General features: G+C 64.4%; 17 protein-coding genes. 10 read left to right on the top strand and 7 right to left on the bottom strand.

Going from position 1 to position 19,499, the window contains the following annotated elements; all coding sequences use genetic code 11:
* Positions 1-211: 211 nt before the first annotated feature.
* A complete protein-coding gene (locus tag T31B1_RS16085) occupies positions 212-1,975 on the top strand; it encodes a potassium/proton antiporter (protein ID WP_353250544.1) in 1,764 nt (587 codons plus the stop codon).
* Between the two features lie 13 nt (positions 1,976-1,988).
* Here T31B1_RS16085 and T31B1_RS16080 read toward each other — a convergent pair whose 3' ends face one another.
* Together T31B1_RS16080 and ppsR are read right to left on the bottom strand one after the other, a co-directional pair.
* Positions 1,989-2,459, bottom strand: a complete 471-nt coding sequence (locus T31B1_RS16080; protein WP_353250543.1) for a DUF1249 domain-containing protein — start codon at positions 2,457-2,459, stop codon at positions 1,989-1,991.
* Between the two features lie 48 nt (positions 2,460-2,507).
* The gene (gene ppsR, locus T31B1_RS16075) at positions 2,508-3,344 is read right to left on the bottom strand and encodes a posphoenolpyruvate synthetase regulatory kinase/phosphorylase PpsR (RefSeq protein ID WP_353250542.1); all 837 of its coding nucleotides are present in this window, start codon (positions 3,342-3,344) and stop codon (positions 2,508-2,510) included.
* A gap of 114 nt (positions 3,345-3,458) precedes the next feature.
* Here ppsR and ppsA point away from each other — a divergent pair, with 114 nt between their 5' ends.
* From ppsA to T31B1_RS16055, 4 genes are read left to right on the top strand one after another with little or no spacing between them, the layout of a single operon-like run.
* On the top strand, positions 3,459-5,831 hold the full coding sequence (gene ppsA, locus T31B1_RS16070) for a phosphoenolpyruvate synthase (RefSeq protein WP_353250541.1): 2,373 nt from the start codon (positions 3,459-3,461) through the stop codon (positions 5,829-5,831).
* Between the two features lie 19 nt (positions 5,832-5,850).
* A complete protein-coding gene (locus T31B1_RS16065) occupies positions 5,851-6,690 on the top strand; it encodes a sulfurtransferase (RefSeq protein WP_353250540.1) in 840 nt (279 codons plus the stop codon).
* Positions 6,687-7,571, top strand: a complete 885-nt coding sequence (locus T31B1_RS16060; RefSeq protein ID WP_353250539.1) for a DMT family transporter — start codon at positions 6,687-6,689, stop codon at positions 7,569-7,571. The genes T31B1_RS16065 and T31B1_RS16060 overlap by 4 nt, the downstream gene beginning before the upstream one ends.
* Positions 7,568-8,578 (top strand): MBL fold metallo-hydrolase, encoded by a 1,011-nt coding sequence (locus tag T31B1_RS16055; RefSeq protein ID WP_353250538.1) that lies wholly within the window; start codon positions 7,568-7,570, stop codon positions 8,576-8,578. Before T31B1_RS16060 ends, T31B1_RS16055 begins: the two co-directional genes overlap by 4 nt.
* Before the next feature lie 9 nt (positions 8,579-8,587).
* Here T31B1_RS16055 and T31B1_RS16050 read toward each other — a convergent pair whose 3' ends face one another.
* The 4 genes from T31B1_RS16050 to T31B1_RS16035 form a co-directional block, all read right to left on the bottom strand.
* On the bottom strand, positions 8,588-10,273 hold the full coding sequence (locus tag T31B1_RS16050; protein WP_353250537.1) for a putative bifunctional diguanylate cyclase/phosphodiesterase: 1,686 nt from the start codon (positions 10,271-10,273) through the stop codon (positions 8,588-8,590).
* A gap of 98 nt (positions 10,274-10,371) precedes the next feature.
* Entirely contained in the window at positions 10,372-11,139 is a 768-nt protein-coding gene (locus T31B1_RS16045; protein WP_353250536.1) for a competence/damage-inducible protein A, read from the bottom strand.
* 59 nt (positions 11,140-11,198) lie between these two features.
* Positions 11,199-11,525, bottom strand: coding sequence for a Grx4 family monothiol glutaredoxin (grxD, locus tag T31B1_RS16040; RefSeq protein ID WP_353250535.1), 327 nt, complete (start codon positions 11,523-11,525; stop codon positions 11,199-11,201).
* 89 nt (positions 11,526-11,614) lie between these two features.
* Positions 11,615-13,198, bottom strand: coding sequence for a hydantoinase B/oxoprolinase family protein (locus tag T31B1_RS16035; protein WP_353250534.1), 1,584 nt, complete (start codon positions 13,196-13,198; stop codon positions 11,615-11,617).
* 424 nt (positions 13,199-13,622) lie between these two features.
* On the opposite strand from T31B1_RS16035, the gene T31B1_RS16030 reads away from it, so the two are divergent.
* From T31B1_RS16030 to argF, 3 genes are all read left to right on the top strand, one after another.
* Complete coding sequence (locus tag T31B1_RS16030) at positions 13,623-14,228, top strand: superoxide dismutase (RefSeq protein ID WP_353250533.1); 606 nt, start codon at positions 13,623-13,625, stop codon at positions 14,226-14,228.
* 156 nt (positions 14,229-14,384) lie between these two features.
* On the top strand, positions 14,385-15,581 hold the full coding sequence (locus T31B1_RS16025; protein WP_353250532.1) for an acetylornithine transaminase: 1,197 nt from the start codon (positions 14,385-14,387) through the stop codon (positions 15,579-15,581).
* Positions 15,578-16,477 carry an ornithine carbamoyltransferase gene (gene argF, locus T31B1_RS16020; RefSeq protein WP_353250531.1) on the top strand — a complete coding sequence of 300 codons (900 nt, stop codon included), beginning with the start codon at positions 15,578-15,580 and terminating at the stop codon, positions 16,475-16,477. The genes T31B1_RS16025 and argF overlap by 4 nt, the downstream gene beginning before the upstream one ends.
* Positions 16,478-16,499: 22 nt before the next feature.
* On the opposite strand, the gene egtD is transcribed toward argF, so the two are convergent.
* Positions 16,500-17,495, bottom strand: coding sequence for an L-histidine N(alpha)-methyltransferase (gene egtD, locus T31B1_RS16015; protein WP_353250530.1), 996 nt, complete (start codon positions 17,493-17,495; stop codon positions 16,500-16,502).
* Between the two features lie 73 nt (positions 17,496-17,568).
* On the opposite strand from egtD, the gene egtC reads away from it, so the two are divergent.
* Positions 17,569-18,333, top strand: coding sequence for an ergothioneine biosynthesis protein EgtC (egtC, locus tag T31B1_RS16010; RefSeq protein WP_353250529.1), 765 nt, complete (start codon positions 17,569-17,571; stop codon positions 18,331-18,333).
* Positions 18,330-19,466, top strand: coding sequence for an SUMF1/EgtB/PvdO family nonheme iron enzyme (locus T31B1_RS16005; RefSeq protein WP_353250528.1), 1,137 nt, complete (start codon positions 18,330-18,332; stop codon positions 19,464-19,466). The genes egtC and T31B1_RS16005 overlap by 4 nt, the downstream gene beginning before the upstream one ends.
* Positions 19,467-19,499 lie beyond the last annotated feature (33 nt).

Raw genomic sequence — 19,499 nt, 5'->3', positions numbered from 1 at the left:
CGTGATCGATGCCGGATTGGGCCGTCGAAACCGGGCCGGCCGCGGTTTCGTCGAGCCGATAGTGCATCGGACGTGACAGATGCCGTGCCCACGTGCGGACGGCGTGGCGCCGATACACCGGTTTTGTCACCATAGAAACCTCCGGGCCGCCGCGCTGATCTGACGCAGGCTTTTCGGTTTTTCTTTCGAGCCCTGATGACGCGACGCCTCGATGAGTGATATCAACATCATCCTTTTCTTCACTGGCCTGCTGCTGTTTCTCAGCGTGCTTGCCAGTTCGCTGGCCCGCTTCGGCCCGCCGCTGCTGTTGATTTTCTTGCTGGTCGGCATGCTGGCCGGCCAGGACGGGCTGGGCCGAATCGATTTCGACAACGTGCCGCTGGCATTCTTCATCGCCAACCTGGCCCTGGCGGTGATACTGCTCGACGGCGGGCTGCGCACCCATATACAGACATTTCGGGTGGCCCTCAGTCCGGCGCTGTCGCTGGCCACGGTCGGGGTGCTGGTATCGGCATCGCTGGCTGGCGCCTTCATTGCGGTCTGGCTGAACGTGGACTGGCGATACGGCCTGTTGCTGGGCTCCATCGTAGCCAGCACAGACGCCGCGGCGGTGTTTTCCCAACTGCGCAATAGTGGCGTGACGCTCAATCAGCGCGTTTCGGCCACCCTGGAGATCGAGTCCGGCACCAACGATCCGATGGCCATTTTCCTGGTCACGTTCCTGCTGACCACGATCAGCAGCGACGCCGGCTTCACCGCATCGGTCGTCGCCGAACAGATACTGCGCCAGTTCGGTATCGGTATCGTCGGCGGCGTCGTGCTCGGATACGGGCTGTCGTTTCTGGTATCCCGCATGCAGCTGGTCGAAGGGCTGTATGCGCTGTTGATCGCCTCCGGCGGCCTGATGGCGTTCACCGCGATCAACCAGCTCGGCGGCAGCGGTTTCCTGGGTATTTATCTGGTGGGACTGATCGTCGGCAATCGTCGCAATCATGCCTCGGAGCACGTCTTCCGGGTGATGGACGGGCTGGCCTGGCTGGCGCAGGCCGGCATGTTTCTCGTGCTCGGGCTGCTGGTCAACCCGATCCAGCTATGGGCCCACGCCGGCTCGGCCGCCCTGATCGCGCTGTTCCTGATCTTCATTGCACGCCCGCTGGCCGTCTGGCTCAGCCTGCTGCCGTTCCATTTTCCCAGCCGAGAACAGGGGTTCATCGCCTGGGTGGGACTGCGCGGCGCGGTGCCGATCGTGCTGTCGCTTTTTCCGCTGATGGCCGAACTCGAAGGCGCCCAGTTCCTGTTCGATATCACCTTCGCGGTGGTGCTTGTATCGTTGATCATCCAAGGCACATCGCTGGGCTGGATGGCACGCCGGCTCAAGCTCCAGGTGCCGCGCGAGCCCGGCCCGGAAGCGACATTCGGCTTCGACGGTACCCGGCCGGACACGCACGTATTGCTGGCTTTTCGTATTCAACGCTCGTCCAGCCTGGCCACAACCCAGGGCGAAGCGTTGTTCCGGTTCCCCGGAGTGCGCTGTATTGCGGTCACCCGTAACAACCGACTGCTGTTTCCCAGGCCGCGGTTCGTGTTCGCGGTGGACGACCTGCTGTATCTGATTACCCCGGACCGGCATCGCGAAGAGCTCGGCGTGCTGTTCCGCGGCGACAGCAAGAACGCGCCCGAGGTACGGACGTTCTTTGGCAGCTTCACCCTGCATGGCGATGCTGGCATGGACGGACTGGCGGCGGTCTACGGCCTGGATATCAAGCCGGAACTGACCGAACTGTCCATCGCCGACTACATGCGGCGCCGACTGCGCCGTCGGCCGGTCGAAGGCGATATCGTGGATATCGACCGCGTGCGGCTGGCCGTACGTACGATCGAGTCGGGCGTGATTGCCAGCGTGGGCCTGCGACTGATGGACATCGAGCCGGGCGAGGACGCCGAGGACGCCGCTCCAACCCGACGGCCGGCCTAGCCAGACAAGACGATCAGCCGCGGCGCGGCCGGTGCGCGCCGCCGAAACTGTGCCCCTGAGCCAGACAGTACGCCAGCCACTTGTTGAGCAACAGATTGCGCGGCCACTGGCTGGCCAGGACCTCGTCATCGATGTCGGGTACACCGACAAGTGCGACATAGCGAGACCGCGCGTCGCACGAGATCGCCTCGACGAGTTCGGCATCGCGATACAGGCGCAGACGCAGATCCGGATCCGCACGCATATCCGGCCCTTCTCCGAACCAGTAGGTCAGATGCACGGTGGTGGTGTAGCGGCAACGCTCCAGCACACGCAGATACAACACCGCATCCTCGCCCTGCGAGTGGGCTTCGTCGAACGGCAGATCCAGCTCGGGCACCAGGCGCTCGAAGCGGCGGTAGTTGCTTTCGTACAAGCCCATCAACCCCGTGAAACTGCGGGGCTGCGCGGCGGCTAGCCAGTGATTGCGTTTGAGTGTCGGCATCCCCGGACTATACGGCAGGGTCGGCGCTTTTCAAATGCGGGGTCGCGCTCAGAACGAACGCCGCCGGATGTTCTTGTCCTGCATGATCATTGTGGCGATCTCCTCGATCGACTTGTTCGTGGTTTCGGCGAACGGCAGCCCGTGCCGCTTGTAGAGCGCTTCCGCCTGACGCAGCTCGTAGCTGACCTGCGGCAAGGCCGCGTACTGGCTGCCACGACGCCGTTCGCTGCGTATCTGGTGCAGCCGCTCGGGGTTGATCCAGAGCCCGTAGAGCTTGTCCTTATGATCCTTGAGGGCTCTCGGCAAGGCCCGGCCTTCGAGATCCTCCTCGGTCAGCGGATAATTCGCGGCGTACACCCCATGCTGCATGGCCAGATAGATGCTCACCGGCGTCTTGCCACAACGCGACGGCGCGACGAGAATGACCTGGGCCTTGTGATAACCGTTCTCGCCGACCCCGTCATCGTGGGTGAGCGCGAAATTCATCGCATCGATCCGCGATTCGTAGACATCCTCGTTCGAAATGCCGTGTGCACGCCCCACCCGATGGCTGGATTTGGTTTCCAGCGCGCCCTCGAGTTGCGGCACGAAGGTATCGAACAGGTCCAGGAACAAGGCGCCGCCGCTGCGCAGGATATCGCGCACTTCTTCACTGACCGTGGTCGAGAACACGATCGGCTGCAGACCGCTCATCTTGCCGGTGTGCTCGATGTACTCCAGCACCGAACGGGCTTTTTCCGGGGTATTGATGAACGGCAGCGTGGATTGCTTGAACTGGGTTTCGTCGAACTGGGTGAGCAGCGTCGCACCGAGCGTCTCGGCGGTGATGCCGGTACGGTCGGACAGAAAGAAAATCGAGCGTTTGGGCGTATCGGAATTCGTCATGGTCGCTATCCTGCCCGAGGCGCGGGGCCACGCCTAGAGCACCGAGCGCGCGCAGCTGTTCGTGAGCGTGTAAAATCGCGCGCTCGAACGATTTGCTCTGCGAGGACAGAATCTGTGCAAAACGCGCACGTAGCCTGGTTCAGCCAGTTGGGAATGAACGACGTCGAGCATGTAGGCGGCAAGAACGCCTCGCTCGGCGAGATGATCAGTCATCTGGCCGATGCCGGGGTGAACGTGCCGGACGGCTTTGCCACCACGGCCGACGCCTACCGCGAGTTTCTCGCGCATGACGGACTGGCCGACCGAATCAACGCCGCCCTCGATGCGCTGGATGTCGAGGATGTCGATGCGCTGGCCGAAACCGGCGACAAGATCCGCCGCTGGGTGATCGATCATCCGTTCCCGCCGCAGCTCGAGGAGGCGATCCGCGAGTCATTCGAAAAACTCGCCGGCGACAACCGGGACATCTCGGTCGCCGTGCGCAGCTCGGCGACCGCGGAAGATCTGCCCGACGCCTCCTTCGCCGGCCAACAGGAGACCTTCCTCAATGTGCGCGGGCTCGACAACGTCATGCTCGCGATCAAGGACGTTTTCGCCTCGCTGTTCAACGACCGCGCGATCTCCTATCGCGTGCACAAGGGTTTCGAGCATAGCCAGGTGGCGCTGTCGGCCGGCATCCAGCGCATGGTGCGCTCGGATACGGGCGCTTCGGGTGTGATGTTCACCATCGATACCGAATCCGGTTTCGATCAGGTGGTGTTCATCACCAGTTCCTGGGGCCTCGGCGAGGCCGTGGTCCAGGGCGCGGTCAACCCCGACGAATTCTATGTCTACAAGCCGAACGTCGACGCCAAGCGGCCGGCGATCCTGCGGCGCGTGAACGGCGGCAAGGCCTTGAAGATGGTCTATACGGCCGATCGCAGCCACGGCAAGACCACCGAGTTCGTCGACGTGGACGCCGCCGATCAGGCGAAGTTCTCGATCACCGATGCCGACGCCGAGGCCCTGGCCGCCCAGGCGCTCATCATCGAGCGCCATTACGGCCGGCCCATGGATATCGAATGGGGCAAGGACGGCGAGACCGGCGAGCTTTATATCCTGCAGGCACGCCCGGAAACGGTGAAGTCCAACAGCGGCGGCACGCTCGAGCGCTACCGGCTGGACTCGGCCGGGCGCGACGTGCTCGTCGAAGGCCGTTCGATCGGCCAGCGCGTGGGCGCGGGCAAGGTCCGCAACGTATCGTCGATCAAGGAAATGAACCGCGTACAGGAAGGCGATATCCTAGTCACCGACATGACTGACCCGGACTGGGAACCGGTCATGAAACGCGCTTCGGCGATCGTGACCAACCGCGGTGGTCGTACCTGCCATGCGGCGATCATCGCCCGTGAACTCGGCATTCCCGCGGTCGTTGGCACCGGCGACGCAACCGAACACCTGAGCGATGGCATGCCCGTCACCGTTTCCTGTGCCGAGGGCGACACCGGCTATGTCTACGACGGCGAGATCGACTTCAACATCGATGAAGTCTCGCTGGACGAAATGCCGGAGATCGGCACCAAGATCATGATGAACGTCGGCAACCCCGACCGCGCCTTCGACTTCGCGGCCACGCCCAACGCCGGCGTAGGTCTGGCCCGTCTCGAATTCGTCATCAACCGGCAGATCGGCATCCACCCGCGGGCGCTGCTCGAGTACGACGACCAGTCGGACGAGCTGAAGAAGACGATCGATGCGCATATCGCCGGCTATGCCAGCCCGGTCGAGTTCTATATCGACCGGCTGGTGGAAGGCATTTCCACCATCGCAGCCGCGTTCGCGCCCAAGCCGGTGATCGTGCGGCTGTCCGATTTCAAGTCCAACGAGTACGCCAATCTGATCGGCGGCGAACGCTACGAGCCCGACGAAGAGAACCCCATGATCGGCTGGCGCGGCGCCTCGCGGTATCTGGCCGAAGACTTCACGCCCTGCTTCGAGCTGGAGCTGGCGGCCGTCAAACGCGTGCGCGACGAGATGGGCCTGAAGAACGTCCAGATCATGATTCCGTTCGTGCGCACGCTCGGCGAAGCCAAGGGCGTAACCGACCTGCTCGCCGGCCACGGGCTCAAACGCGGCGAGGACGAGCTCAAGATCATCATGATGTGCGAGTTGCCCTCGAACGCCATCCTGGCCGATGAATTCCTCGAATACTTCGACGGCTTCTCGATCGGCTCAAACGACATGACCCAGCTGTCGCTCGGTCTGGATCGCGACTCGGGGCTGATCTCGCATCTGTTCGACGAACGCGACCCGGCGGTCAAGGTGATGCTGGAAAAAGCGATTTCGGCCTGCAAGCGTAACGACAAGTATGTCGGCATCTGCGGCCAAGGGCCGTCCGACTACCCGGATCTGGCCAAATGGCTGCTCGAGCAGGGCATCGAGAGCATGTCGCTCAACCCGGACACAGTGGTGAGTACGTGGCTGTATCTGGCCGGACGTCAGGTCTGAACAGGCAGACAGCAAGCGCATGAGCGATTCGCTGCCACTGTTCATAAGTGCCGATCAACTGGCCGAGGTAGCCGGCGCGCCGAACGTACAGATTGTCGCCGTGGATGCGCCGGCTGACTTCGCCAGCGCACATGTCCCGGGAGCGCGCCAGCTGTCGATGGCGGATTTCACCGTGGCGCGCCCACCGGTGGCAGGCCTGCTCCCGATGGCTTCCGTGCTGGAAGAACGCCTGCGCAAGGCCGGGTTGCGTCACGACATGCATATCGTGGCCTACGACCGGGTGGGCGACGGCCAGGCGGCACGCCTGCTCTATACGCTCGATGCCATGGGCCACGCGTCGATTTCCCTGCTGGACGGCGGTCTTGCAGCTTGGCATCACGCCGGCCAGCCGCTGGAAGGGGGCGCGGTGTCCCCGGCGCCCGGCGATTTCCGTGCACAACCGCAGTCGATGCGTATTGCCGACAAAGCCTGGATCGCGGCGCGGCTGGACGACGATGACATAACGCTCTTGGATGTCCGCAGCCCGGCCGAATATGCCGGCACGGACGTGCGTAGTGCCCGGGGTGGGCACATCCCGGGCGCGATCAACCTGGACTGGAACCGTTTCAAGGGGCCAGACGGACGCCTGCGTCCGCGGGCCGAGCTGAAAGCGCTGCTGAAGGCCGAGGGCATCGACGCCGATCAGGACGTGGTCAACTATTGTCAGAGCCATGTCCGTTCGTCCTATACGTATCTGGTGCTGCGCTACCTTGGCTATGAACGGGTTCGCGGCTATCCAGGCGCCTGGTCGGACTGGGGCAACAGCGCCGACACGCCGGTCGTCTCCGGCGCCGATCCATACGGCGCGTCCACTCTGTGAAAGACGAGCTGCGCCGCGGCGCAGCCTTTGCCATGGCCGGCGCGGCGAGCTTCGCGGTGATGAGCGCGCTGATCAAGCAGGTGGGCCCCGAATTGCCCAATCCGGTGATCGTGTTCTTCCGCAATCTGTTCGCGTTGCTCGCTCTCTTGCCCTGGCTGGGCATGCTCACCCGCTCGCGCCCTTCGCTGACTACGCGGCGCCCGGGCATGCATCTGCTGCGGGCAGCCACCGGCCTGGGCGCCATGTACTGTTTCTTCTACGCCCTGTCCGATCTGCCGCTGGCCAGCGCGGTGCTGCTCAATTACAGCCAGCCTTTGTTCCTGCCCTTCATCGCCTGGGCCTGGATCGGCGAGCGTCCGCCGACACGGATTTATCCGGCCGTGCTCATCGGTTTTCTGGGCGTGATCCTGATTCTCAAGCCCGGCCTCGGCTGGGCCGGGCCCGCCGGCCTGGCCGGTCTGGCCGCGGGCGTGCTCGCAGCCACATCCATGGCGGCCATCCGGCGTATGGCCGATACCGAGCCGACCGTGCGTATCGTGCTCTACTTCAGCGTGCTCGGTACCGTATTGTCGCTGCTACCGGCGCTTGCCGTATGGCAGACCCCGACACGCGATCAGTGGGTGACCTTGTTGGGTGCCGGCAGCGTGGGAACGGCCGGCCAGCTACTGCTCACCCAGGCGTATTCGCTTGCACCGGCCGCACATATCGGCTCGTTGATCTACACCACCGTGCTGTTCGCCGCCCTCATTGGCTGGGCGTTATGGAACGAAACCCCGGATCTGCTCAGCCTGCTGGGCGGCCTGGCGGTGATCGCCGCGGCACTGATTGTGGTCGTGACACGCCGCAGTCGCCGGCCGGATGCCCCGGCGGGCAACCGATGAACCGCTGGCTACGCGGAGTACTGCCCGGCCGGGGTTACGGCCATCGTGGTCCGCCCAGTGATCATTTCGACGGGCGGCGTTTCTTCAATCCCGAACCGATCGTGCACGAGCGGGGCGATCTCTGGCGCTGGCTGCGCGAGCGCGACCGCGGCACCTGGACCTGCCCTGAGCGCTTTGTCCCACCCCCGCCACCACCGGCTCGTGTGACGCACGGCCTGCGCGTGACCTGGATCAACCACGCCACGGTGCTCATTCAGAGCGCCGCGGGCAACGTGCTGACCGATCCGGTATTCTCCGAGCGCGTCAGCCCGCTGCCCTGGCTTGGCCCACGCCGCCATCACCCGCCTGGCGTGGCATTCGACGATCTGCCGCCGATCGATACAGTGCTGATCAGCCATTCGCATTACGACCATCTCGATCGAGCCACCATCACCCGCCTGGCAAAGCACCATGGGCCGCTGTTCGTCGCCGGGCTCGGTCTGGACCGCTGGCTGCGCGGCGCGGGTGCCCGGCGCGTGGTCGTAGCCGACTGGTGGGATCGTATCCAAACGAACACCGGATCCGCGCTGACCGTCGCTCCGGCCCGCCACTGGTCGCGGCGCGGCGTGTTCGATCGCAATCGAACGCTCTGGGTGAGCTATTGGATCGAGACACCGGCAGGAGCGGTGTATTTCGCCGGCGACACGGGGATGGGCGAGCATTTCCGGCATATCCGTCAGCGCCTGGGCGCGCCGCGCATTGCGCTCTTGCCGATCGGTGCCTACGAGCCGCGCTGGTTCATGGCCCAGCAGCACATGAACCCGGCCGACGCAGTGCGCGCCCACCAGTGTCTCGAGGCTGTACACAGTCTCGGCATCCATTTCGCGACCTTCAAACTCACCGACGAAGCACGCACGGCCCCGGCCGATGAATTGGCCCAAGCGTGCGCTCGGGCGGGTCTGTCTGCGAAGGATTTCCGGGCACCGGCATTCGGCGGCGCGTATTGCTTTGACCCGGACTGGTCGTAGCGAGGCCAATCAGTTGAGACGCTGGGGGTCAGCTCCCTCGCCGAGCAGTCGTTCATGCTGAGGCACATGATAGAGATGCCATTGCTCGAGCCAGTCGCGCAGTTTGTCCATGGGCATCGGCCGACCGAAGTAGTACCCCTGCACCAGATCGCAGCCCAGCATGCGCAGGCGATCAGCCTGGGCTTCGTTCTCGATGCCTTCGCCCACCGCTCGCAGGTCCAGCGCGTGCGCCAGACCAATGGTCGCCTGGACGATCGATAGATCGGTCTTGGACATGAGCATGTCCTGCACGAACGAGCGATCGATCTTGATCTCCGAAGCCGGCAACCGTTTGAGATAAGCCAGCTGCGAATAACCGGTGCCGAAGTCGTCGATCGAGATCTGCACGCCCATGTTCGCCACCCGGGTGACGATATCCAGCGTCCGCCGCTGGTCGGCCATCAGCGTGTCCTCGGTGATCTCGAGCGTGAGGAACTTGCTGGGCAGTTCGTAGGCGGCCAGCAGCCCGGCCAGCACGTCGGGGAAATCCGGATCCAGCAGCGAACGCGCAGACAGATTGACCGACATCCGCAACGGCCAGCCCGCAGTACGCAGCTCCGCGGCGTACTGGAGCGCGCGCCGCAACACCCAGTTGGACAGATCTCGCATGAGGCCGCTGCGCTCTGCGCGCGGGATGAAATCGCCCGGCATGATCAGCCCGCGGCGGGGATGCTGCCAGCGGACCAACGCTTCGACCCCATGCACCCGATCGCCGCTGGCATGCACTAACGGCTGCAGATACAGCACCAGTTGGTCTTCGTCGATGGCCGCGCGCAGTTCCGCGCTCAGGCTGTGCATCTCGGCGTCGCGCAGCGGCAGCCGGGCCTTGACCATCTCGAAGCCGCCTCCGCGTGTCTTGGCGTGCTGCATGGCGCCATCGGCGGCGTTGAGCAGTGCCTGGGCATCGCGCGCGTGGTCCGGGTAAACCGCCCCGCCGATGCTCGACGCAATATTCAGCGACAGGTTGTCCAGCGTGCACGGCGGCTCGAGCCCCTGCTGAATACGCTGCGCGGCGCTGTCGAGCATGTCGGCCGAGGCGACCGGATCCATGAGTATCCCGAAGCTGTCGCCGCTCAAGCGTGCGACCAGCCCCGTGTTTTCCATCGCCAGCGAAAGGCGCCGGCCGACGCTCTTGAGTACACGGTCACCATTGGTTTCGCCGAATTGGTCGTTGACCTCGGAAAAACCGTCGAGATCGATCACCAGAATGCCGAGTCGCGTACGGCTGAGGTGCGCTGCGCCAATCCGCCGATCGAGCTCGGCAAAGAAATGGGCGCGGTTGGACAGGCCGGTCAGCACGTCGCGCTGGCCCATGCGCACCGCTTCGGCCTCGAGTGCACGGTTGTCGACGCGCAAGTGCTCGGTCTGATCGAGCACGATCACGCCAGCCTGGTGAGACATGATCACGCCGATATACTGCCCCCAAAGAGCGAACAGGAACGGCATCAGATCCAATGCGAGAAGGCTGGCGTTGTTCCGCTGCGCATCGTAAAGACTCGCGAGCGTGATCGGCTCGCCTGCCAGGACCACCGTGGCCACGGTAGCCAGCACGACGGCAATAAGCGCTATGACAAGACCGTAATAGGCATAGCGCGACGCGCGGCTTCGCAGAGCGCGCACGATATGCGAGAAATACGCAGCGTTAGAGCGTTGCAAATCAGCCTCCCCCAGGCGGATGCGGCAACTTTAGCATCGTACCCTGGAAAAGGGGGAGCTTTTTCGATTACCAATCAGCCGTGTAGAGCAGCCTCTAGTTATCGCTCGCTACGCTCGCCGAGCGGTACACCGGCCGCGCTGAGCGCTGACTCGAGTTCGCCGAACGCCGCGCGGACTGCGTCCGGTGTGCCACGGACCCCGAATTCGATCGCGCGCCGCCCGCCGGCGTTGGGCAGACAGGCGATACGCACCGACGGATGAGCGTCCATGACCGATTGCATCAGGTCGATCAGCGCGCTTTCGGGAGTATCCAATACCTCAAGCATGAGTTCGATATCACGCTCGGCACGCTGAAGATGCCGATAATATTCATCAAGCACCCAGGCGACCATCGGCCAGGCCATGCGGGGAAACCCGGGCACGAAATGATGATGATGCAATGAAAACCCCGGCACCTGATTGATCGGGTTGGGAATCACGCACGCACCGACCGGCCATTCCACCATGTGGATCCGCTTCGGGTAGGCCTCATCACCGAACTTCGATTCAAGGATCGCCCGACCTTCGGCGTTGAACTCGAGTTCCACGCCGGCCGCCGCGGCCGCGCATTGACGCGTGCGATCATCCGGCGTGGCGCCGATCCCGCCGAAACTGAACACCACATCAGGACCGGCGAGCGTCTCGACGAGCGTACGTTCGAGAAGAGCCGCGTCGTCACCGACCATGCGCGCCCATGACAGTTCCATACCGCGCTCGGACAGCAGATCGATGACGGCCGGCATGTGCTTGTCCACGCGCTTGCCGGACAACAGCTCATCGCCGATCAGCAAGATCCCGATTCGCCGGATAGCCTCGATTTGATCCATAGATTCCGTCATGGCGGTGCCGCGAAGCGTCGGGCATCCGCGCCCGGCCCCCAGCCAGGTCAGCCGTTGGCAGCGCTTTCGAGCATGGTCTTGAGCTCACCCGACTGGAACAGGTCGATGACGATATCCGAACCGCCGACCAGCTCGCCGTTGACGAACAGCTGCGGAATCGTCGGCCAGTTGGAATAGAGCTTGACGCCCTGGCGGTAGATTTCCTCATCGTCGAAGACGTTGACAGCCTTGAAGGGCACGCCACAGGCCTTGAGCGCTTCGGCGCTGCGCGCCGAAAAGCCGCACTGCGGGAAATCCGGTGTGCCTTTCATGTAGAGCACGATGGGATTGCCTTCGACTTCCTGTTTGATGACTTCCATTGCCTTGGCGCTCATGGCGGGTTCCTCGATTCGATGAATTCGGTTGACGGCGGATTATACCGCGCGCTGCAAGTCACCCGATGTTGGGACGATCGTTCAAAAACTCAATCGTCGGCGGGACAGCCATAACCGCCGCCGCCGGCCGATGCCACGGTCAGTCGCTGGCCAGCCGCCACATCCCCCTGGCACTTGGCGTCGAGCGGCACGTCATCCAACCGGTTTTCGCCAAGGCATCCGTTCGCCCCGTGGTCGAGCCCCCACGGCGGATTGTCGCGGCGCTCGGTGAGCAGTGTGTAGCGCGCATCGGCCAGAAACTCGATCTCCCGAATGAGACCGTCGCCGCCCGGATGTCGGCCCGCGCCACCGCTGCCGCGACGGATGGCATATCGACGCATGCGCAACGGAAAATGCCGCTCCAGCACCTCGACCGGCGTGTTCAGGGTATTGGTCATATGTGCCTGAACCGCACTCGCACCGGCACGCTCCGGGCCGCCACCCAGTCCGCCGCCCATCGTCTCGTAGTAATCCCAGGGGCTGGCGTCTGCATGCGAGCCCAGTGCGACGTTGTTCATGCTGCCGTGGCTGGCGGCCGGTATGCGTGTCGGCAGCGCCTGTGCGAGCGCCCCGAGTACTGCATCCACGACACGCTGGCTGGTTTCCACGTTACCCGCGGCCACGGCATGCGGATGTTCGGCGTTGAGCAGCGAGCCCTCCGGCGCGCTGACCCGGATATCCTCGAAGGCTCCGGCACAGGCGGGCATCTGCTCGGGCATCAGACAGCGAAAGACATAGAGCACGCCGGCAGCGGTCACCGATAACGGGCAGTTGACGTTGCCATCGACCTGATCGCTGCTGCCGGCAAAGTCGACCGCGACCTGACCGGAGCGTATGTCGATACGACAGGCAATGGCCAGCTGCCGATTTCCCTGGCCATCGTCGTCAAGATAATCGGTGTACTCGAAGCGGCCATCGGGCAGCTCGGACAGGGCGTGGGCGGCCAGTGCGCGCGCATAGTCGTTGTACTGGCCCAAACGCTGCTCGAACGCCGCAACGGCCGGGGTATCCGAATCGCCAGCGACGAGGGCTTCCAGTCGAGTCAGACCGACACGGTTGGCCGCGATCTGGGCGCTGAAATCCCCGCGTGCGATCGCCGGGTTGCGCAGACGTTCGAGCCATTCGCCAAGCACCTGTTCATCGACACGTCCGTCCACCACCAGCGCAATAGGCGCGATCACCAGGCCCTCTTCCGACAAATCGCTGGACAACGGCATGGAGCCCGGCGAATCGGAACCGATATCGGCATGGTGGGCTCGGTTGGCCACGAATGCGACCAGTGTGCGATCTACAAAAAGCGGCGCGATCAGCGTCACGTCCGGCAGATGGGTGCCGCCCAGATACGGGTCGTTGAGCGCGATCATCTCGCCCTCGTGCCACTCGCGCCCCGCCACGATATCGGCCATGGCATAGGCCATGCTGCCCAGATGTACCGGGATGTGTGCGGCCTGTGCGCACAGCCGTCCGCTGGCGTCGAATACCGCACAGGAGTAATCCAGACGGTCGCGGATATTCGGCGAAAACGCTGCCTGGGCCAGACGCGCGCCCATCTCTTCGCACACCGCGGTGATACGGCTGGCGAAAATGGCGAGCTCGATCGCATCGGCGCGTGGCAAATCCGGTCTATCGTTCATATCCGCAGTCTAGGGCCTGTCGTGACTGCGTGCGAGCCGGGCGCCGAACCGCGGCCGCTCAGGCCATTGCGCCGCGCACCGCAGTATCCTTATTCCCCGACGAGTGGATCTCACGTAACCGGGCGCCGGACAGCCGGCTCGCGCAGCCGCAGCCGCCTCGCGTGTCGTGGCTGCCCGCTGTCGTGGCGTTCGACCACGCCGCGCGGCGCGCATCGCCGTCGGCCAACCGTCGACGATGCGAGGCCGAACGCCGCCTATGAAGGCGTACGACAGGTAATGCCAGAGCCGTCCGATACCGGCGGCCGGTACTGCGCCCTCGCATCGACAAGGCCGCAAATCGGCGGCCGACCTTTGAAAAACGTTGAACAAACCTTATATAACTAGTCGGCGTTGACTCACTCATCTCATGAAAAAGGGATACGACATGGCATTTGAACTGCCCGATCTACCGTACGATTACGACGCACTCGAGCCGTATATCGACGGTCGCACGATGGAAATCCATCACGACAAGCATCACAACGCGTATCTAACCAAATTCAAGAAGGCCATCGAGGGCACCGAACTCGAGGACCAGGATCTGGAGACGATCCTCGCCAAGGCAGGCCAGCACGGTTCGGCCGTTCGCAACCAGGGCGGTGGCTATCTCAACCACATCATCTTCTGGGAAAGCATGTCGCCGTCCGGCGGCGGCAAGCCGACCGGCAAGCTCGGCGAGGCCATCGACGCGAGCTTCGGCTCGTTCGACGAGTTCAAGGAAAAATTCACCGGCGAGGCCACCGGCCTGTTCGGCTCGGGCTTTGTCTGGCTGGTACCGGATGCCGGCAAGCTCAAGATCGTACCCACGCCCAACCAGGACAACCCGGTCATGGACGTGGTGTCCGAGTCCGGCAAGCCCATCATGGGCCTGGACGTCTGGGAGCATGCGTTTTATCTGAAGTATCAGAATCGCAAGCCCGAGTACGTTGATGCCTGGTGGAACGTGGTCAACTGGGACGGCATTTCCAAGAAATTCGAAGCCGCCAGCTAAGCCAGGTCAGCTTGCGCTAGAATGCAGCCCCGTCGCTCTGCGGCGGGGCTGTTTTGTTTTTGGTATACGCGCGCCTCGTTCGTTGCCGAGCAGACCTGCGATCGCCGGCCTGCCGAACACGCAACGATCGCGACCGCGCCCGCCCGGGGTGCCGCCATGGCCAGTTCACACCTGATTCCGACCTACAAGCGCCAGCCGATCGCGTTCGCCCGCGGCGAAGGCGTGTGGCTGTTCGATACCGACGACAACCGTTATCTGGACGCGCTGTCGGGCATCGCGGTGAATGCGTTGGGCCATTGCCATCCGGCGCTGGTGGCCGCCATTACGGATCAGGCTTCACGTCTGCTGCATACGTCGAATCTCTACGAAATCGAAGTCCAGACGCGGCTGGCCGATCTGCTGTGCGAGCGCGCCGCCATGGAAGCGGTGTTCTTCGGCAACAGCGGCAGCGAGGCCAACGAAGCGGCGATCAAGCTCGCCCGCCTGCATGGCCATGCCCGCGGCAGTGACTGCCCGCGTGTCGTGGTCATGGAACACGCGTTCCACGGGCGGACCTTGGCCGCACTCGCGGCCACGGGTAACGTCAACGCGCAACGCGGCTTCGAACCGATGCCTGAGGGCTTCATCCGTGTGCCGTACGGCGATCTGGCGGCTATCGAAGCCCTCGACGATCACCGTATCGCGGCCGTGCTGGTCGAACCGATCCAGGGCGAAGGCGGAGTCCGTGTTCCGCCGGCATCCTTCCTGCCGGACCTGCGCGCGCTCTGCGACCGCCGCGAGTGGTTGCTCATGATCGACGAGGTCCAGACCGGCATAGGGCGTACGGGCCACTGGTTCGCCCATCAAGCCGCCGGCATCACCCCGGACGTGATGTGCCTGGCCAAGGGTCTGGGCGGCGGCCTGCCGATCGGCGCGACCGTGGTGGCCGGCCGCGCGCGCGAGCTGTTCGGGCCGGGCAGTCACGGTTCCACCTTTGGCGGCAATCCACTGGCCTGCCGGGCGGCGCTCGCGGTACTCGAAACCATCGATGACCAGGGCCTGCTCAGCCATGCCCAGGCCATGGGCGAATCCATCCGCAGCCAGATAGAAGCCCGCGTGGGCGAGCTCGGTTGCGTTGTCGACATCCGCGGCGCCGGGCTGATGATCGGTATCGAGCTCGACTCGCCCTGCCCCGAGCTCGTGGATGCCGCTCGCGAGCACGGGGTGCTGCTCAACGTCACGGCCGGCTCGGTAATCCGGCTGTTGCCGCCGCTGATCATCGGCCCGGCCGAGGTCGAACGCCTGGTGGACACGGTCTGCGATCTGATCGAGACCCGTGCCGCTGCCACTTCCACGACACAGAACACTGCATGACCATCCGACATTTCCTCAGTCTCGACGATCTGGGTGCCGAGGGCATCCGTCGCGTGATCGACCGCGCCATCGCGGCCAAGCGCCAGCCCGACGGGCGCACACCGCTGGCCGCCAGAACACTGGCCATGGTCTTCGAAAAGGCCTCCACACGGACGCGTGTCTCGTTCGAAGCCGGCATGACCCAGCTCGGCGGCCACGCGATCTTCCTGTCGCCGGCCGACACCCAGATCGGACGCGGCGAACCCGTCGAGGACACCGCGCGCGTGCTGTCGCGCATGGTCGATGCGGTAATGATTCGCAACCATTCGCACGACACGCTGGAACGCTTTGCCGCGCACGCCAGCGTTCCCGTGATCAACGGCTTGACCGACCGCCTGCACCCTTGCCAGTTGCTGGCCGACCTGCAGACCTATGTCGAACACCGCGGCGATATCGCCGGCAAGACGGTGGCCTGGATCGGTGACGGCAACAACATGTGCCATTCCTATCTGAATGCGGCCCGCCTGCTCGGGTTCACGCTGCGTATCGGGGCACCGGAAGGCTACCTGCCGGATGCGCAGATCCTGGCCGCGGCCGGCGAACATGCCATGGTCTGCGACGACGCGGCATCGGCCGCCGACGGCGCCGATCTCGTGGTCACCGACGTGTGGGCAAGCATGGGCGACGAAGGCGATCGTGAAACACGGCTGGCCGATTTCGCCAACTATCAGGTCAACCGCGCGCTGATGAGCTGGGCTGCCGACGACGCCCTGTTCATGCATTGCCTGCCCGCCCATCGCGGCGAGGAAGTCAGCGCTGAGGTGATCGACGGGCCGGCGAGCGTGGTCTGGGACGAAGCCGAGAATCGCCTGCACGCTCAGAAGGCGCTGCTTTTGGACCTGCTCGAGACCCGTTGAACCGGCGCCGCGCCGGCTGCACTCAGGCGGCGCGGCGAGCGATCAATAGCGAGTAGTCGCCGTCGCCGGCCTCGAAATGCGCATCCAGCTTGAGTCCCGCCCGGGCCAGCAGGCGTTGGATCGAAGCGGGCGTGAACTTGTGGCTGAACTCGGTCACGATCTCCTCGCCTGCGTCGATCGCGATGGTTTCGTCGAGCGCGCCCAGACTGACCCTGTGGCCCCGTTCGGCAACCAGCCGCATTTCGATCCGGGCATGCTCAGCGTCGAAAACCGCCCGATGGCGATAGTCGGCGACCGGGAAATCGGCATCGAGTTCACGATTGAGCACGCTCAGCACGTTGCGATTGAATTCGGCGGTGATCCCCTGGGCATCGTCGTATGCCGCTTCCAGCCGGCCGCGATCCTTGACCCGATCGAGCCCGAGCAACAGTGCATCGTCCCCACGCATCAGCGCGGCGATCTCTTCGAGCATTGCCTGAGCGTCGGCGGGTTCGAAATTACCCAGAGTCCCGCCCAGGAACACGATCAGCCGGCGCCCGGCCTCGGGCAGCGATACACCGGCCAGCCCGCCGGTGTAATCGCCGATCAAGGCATGGACATCGAGCCACGGATAATCGTCGGCGAGCGCGGTGCCCGCGTCGAGCATCATTTGCGCGCTCACATCGAACGGCCAGTAGGTACAGGCGGCGCCCAGCCGGTCGCAGGCATCGAACAGGTGCCGGGTCTTTCGGGAGCTGCCACTGCCCAGTTCGAGCAGATGCTCGGGCCGTGTGGCCTCGATGATGTCCACGCCGTGCTCGGCGAGTAGCGCGGCCTCGGCGCGCGAGGGGTAGTACTCGGGGGTTTCGCAGATCGCCTCGAAAAGACGCGAACCGTGATCGTCGTAGAAATACTTCGGCGGCAGACGCCGCGGCGGCGATAACAGTCCGGCGCGGACATCGTCGACCAGGCTCGGCACCGGCCGGGCCGGCATCACTCGTGTGCTCGCCAGGCGGGCAGCAGACTCGGGAAAGCGCATGGGAAACCGATTTGGCGTGATGCGGCTGGAGGTTATCATGCGGCCGAGACCCGCAAACCCCGGTTGACTACGGATGTGCCGAATCGCGGCCTATATGGGCCCGCCCTGTACCCTGGGCGACTTCATCGTCCGCCCCGACCATGGGCTGTCGCATCAATCGTGGGCCGCCCGCGAGATGGTCAGTGCCACCGTCAACGCCGACGGCTGGGGGGCGGCCTGGCTCGATGATGCCGGCCGCCCCTGTATCTATCGTCAGGTGCTGCCGATCTGGGCGGACGTCAACCTGGAGTCGCTGGCCCGCAGTCTTCGTTCGAACCTGTGGCTGGCCAACGTGCGCAGCGCCACGGCCGGACTGGGCACCGACTATGCCAATACCCAGCCGTTCGTCGGCGATGGCCTGCTGTTCACGCACAATGGCTTCATCGACCGGTTTGCGACCACACTGCGTGCTCGCATGCGCGCTGAAATCGGCACCGAGATCGAGACCACGATCAACGGCAATACGGACTCGGAATACCTGTTCGCGCTCATCCGCCAGCAAACGGGGACGCTGGCTGAACGTGTTCGCCGCGGCCTTTCGTTGATTGGCGGCTGGCTGGCCGACACGCCCGACGTACGTGCGCTGCTCAATATCATCGTTAGCGACGGGCATGGCCTGGTCGCGGTACGCACCGCCTGTCACGGCGATGCGCCGTCGCTGTATATCAACCACGACTGGTTCGGTGCGATCGTCATCGCCTCCGAGCCGCTAGACAACCAATCCGGCTGGGAGGTCGTACACTCGGGGGAGATGATCATTGCCACGCCCGGCGAGAGCCCGGTTCGAGAACGCCTATGACCGCCAACGCCCCCAGTCGTCTGTCGCAGCTGCGCCAGGCCAGCCGGTCGATGCTGGACGATCTGTCGCCGGTCGAACAACGCGCCCAGCCGCACCCCGATCTGAGCCCCATGCTATGGCACGTCGGCCATGTGTTCTTTGTCGAGACCTACTGGTTGGCCGAGCGTGTATTCGGCGATACCCGGATTACCGACCCATGGCGTGACCTGTACTTTCCGGAGATCTGTGCCAAGGAGCAACGCGCCGAGCGGCTACCCGACGCCGATGCACTCAAGGCCTGGACGATCGAGGTCAGTCGCGTCAACGACGACTACTGGCAGCGCAGCCTCGGCCACGATCATCCGCTGATCGCACGCGGCTATCTCGCCGCGTTCGTTCGCCAGCACTACGCCCAGCATCTGGAGACCATGCGGCTGGCTCACGCCGAGCTGCAGCGCGCCCGCCAGACCCGGCCAACGGCGATACCGTTACCCCCGCGTGCGCCCGTTTCGCCCGACCGCCGGGTGCCCGCGACGACGGTCACGCTGGGCACGTCCGGAATCGAAGCCTACGACAACGAACAGCCCCCCTGCACCGTCGATCTACCGGCATTCACAATCGGCCAGCGCTGTGTCACAAATGCCGAGTGGTTGGGATTCATGGCCGCCGGCGGTTATCGCGACGCGTCCTATTGGGACGACGCGGGCCGCAGCTGGCTGGCGAACACCGACACACGCTCGCCACAGCACTGGCAGGCTTGTGGCGGGGATTCCTGGCATATACCCGACGACGAGCCGGGCACATCGATCGACGAACAGCCGGTCCACGGCATCGGGTGGTTCGAGGCGTGTGCATTCGCCCGTTATGCCGACGCCCGCCTGCCACGCGAAGCCGAGTGGGAGGCTGCACGGCGGCTCGGGATGCTGTCGGACCTGCATCGCGTATGGGAATGGACGGCCGATGCGTTCTATCCGTATCCCGGTTTTCGCGCATTTCCCTACGACGGCTATTCACTGGCGTGGTTCGACGGGGCACATTTCGTAGCTCGCGGTGCCAGCCGTCATACCGAGCCGGATATCAAGCGCGCCGGCTTCCGCAACTTCTATCCGCCCACGCACCGACATATATGCGCCGGCCTTCGGCTGGCCGGCTGAGCCGGGCACGCCCCTGCTCTATAATCGAGCGCC

It is taken from the genome of Salinisphaera sp. T31B1 (assembly GCF_040361275.1).
In the GTDB taxonomy this organism is placed as follows: domain Bacteria; phylum Pseudomonadota; class Gammaproteobacteria; order Nevskiales; family Salinisphaeraceae; genus Salinisphaera.
This window is presented reverse-complemented; position numbering and strand designations above follow the sequence as displayed.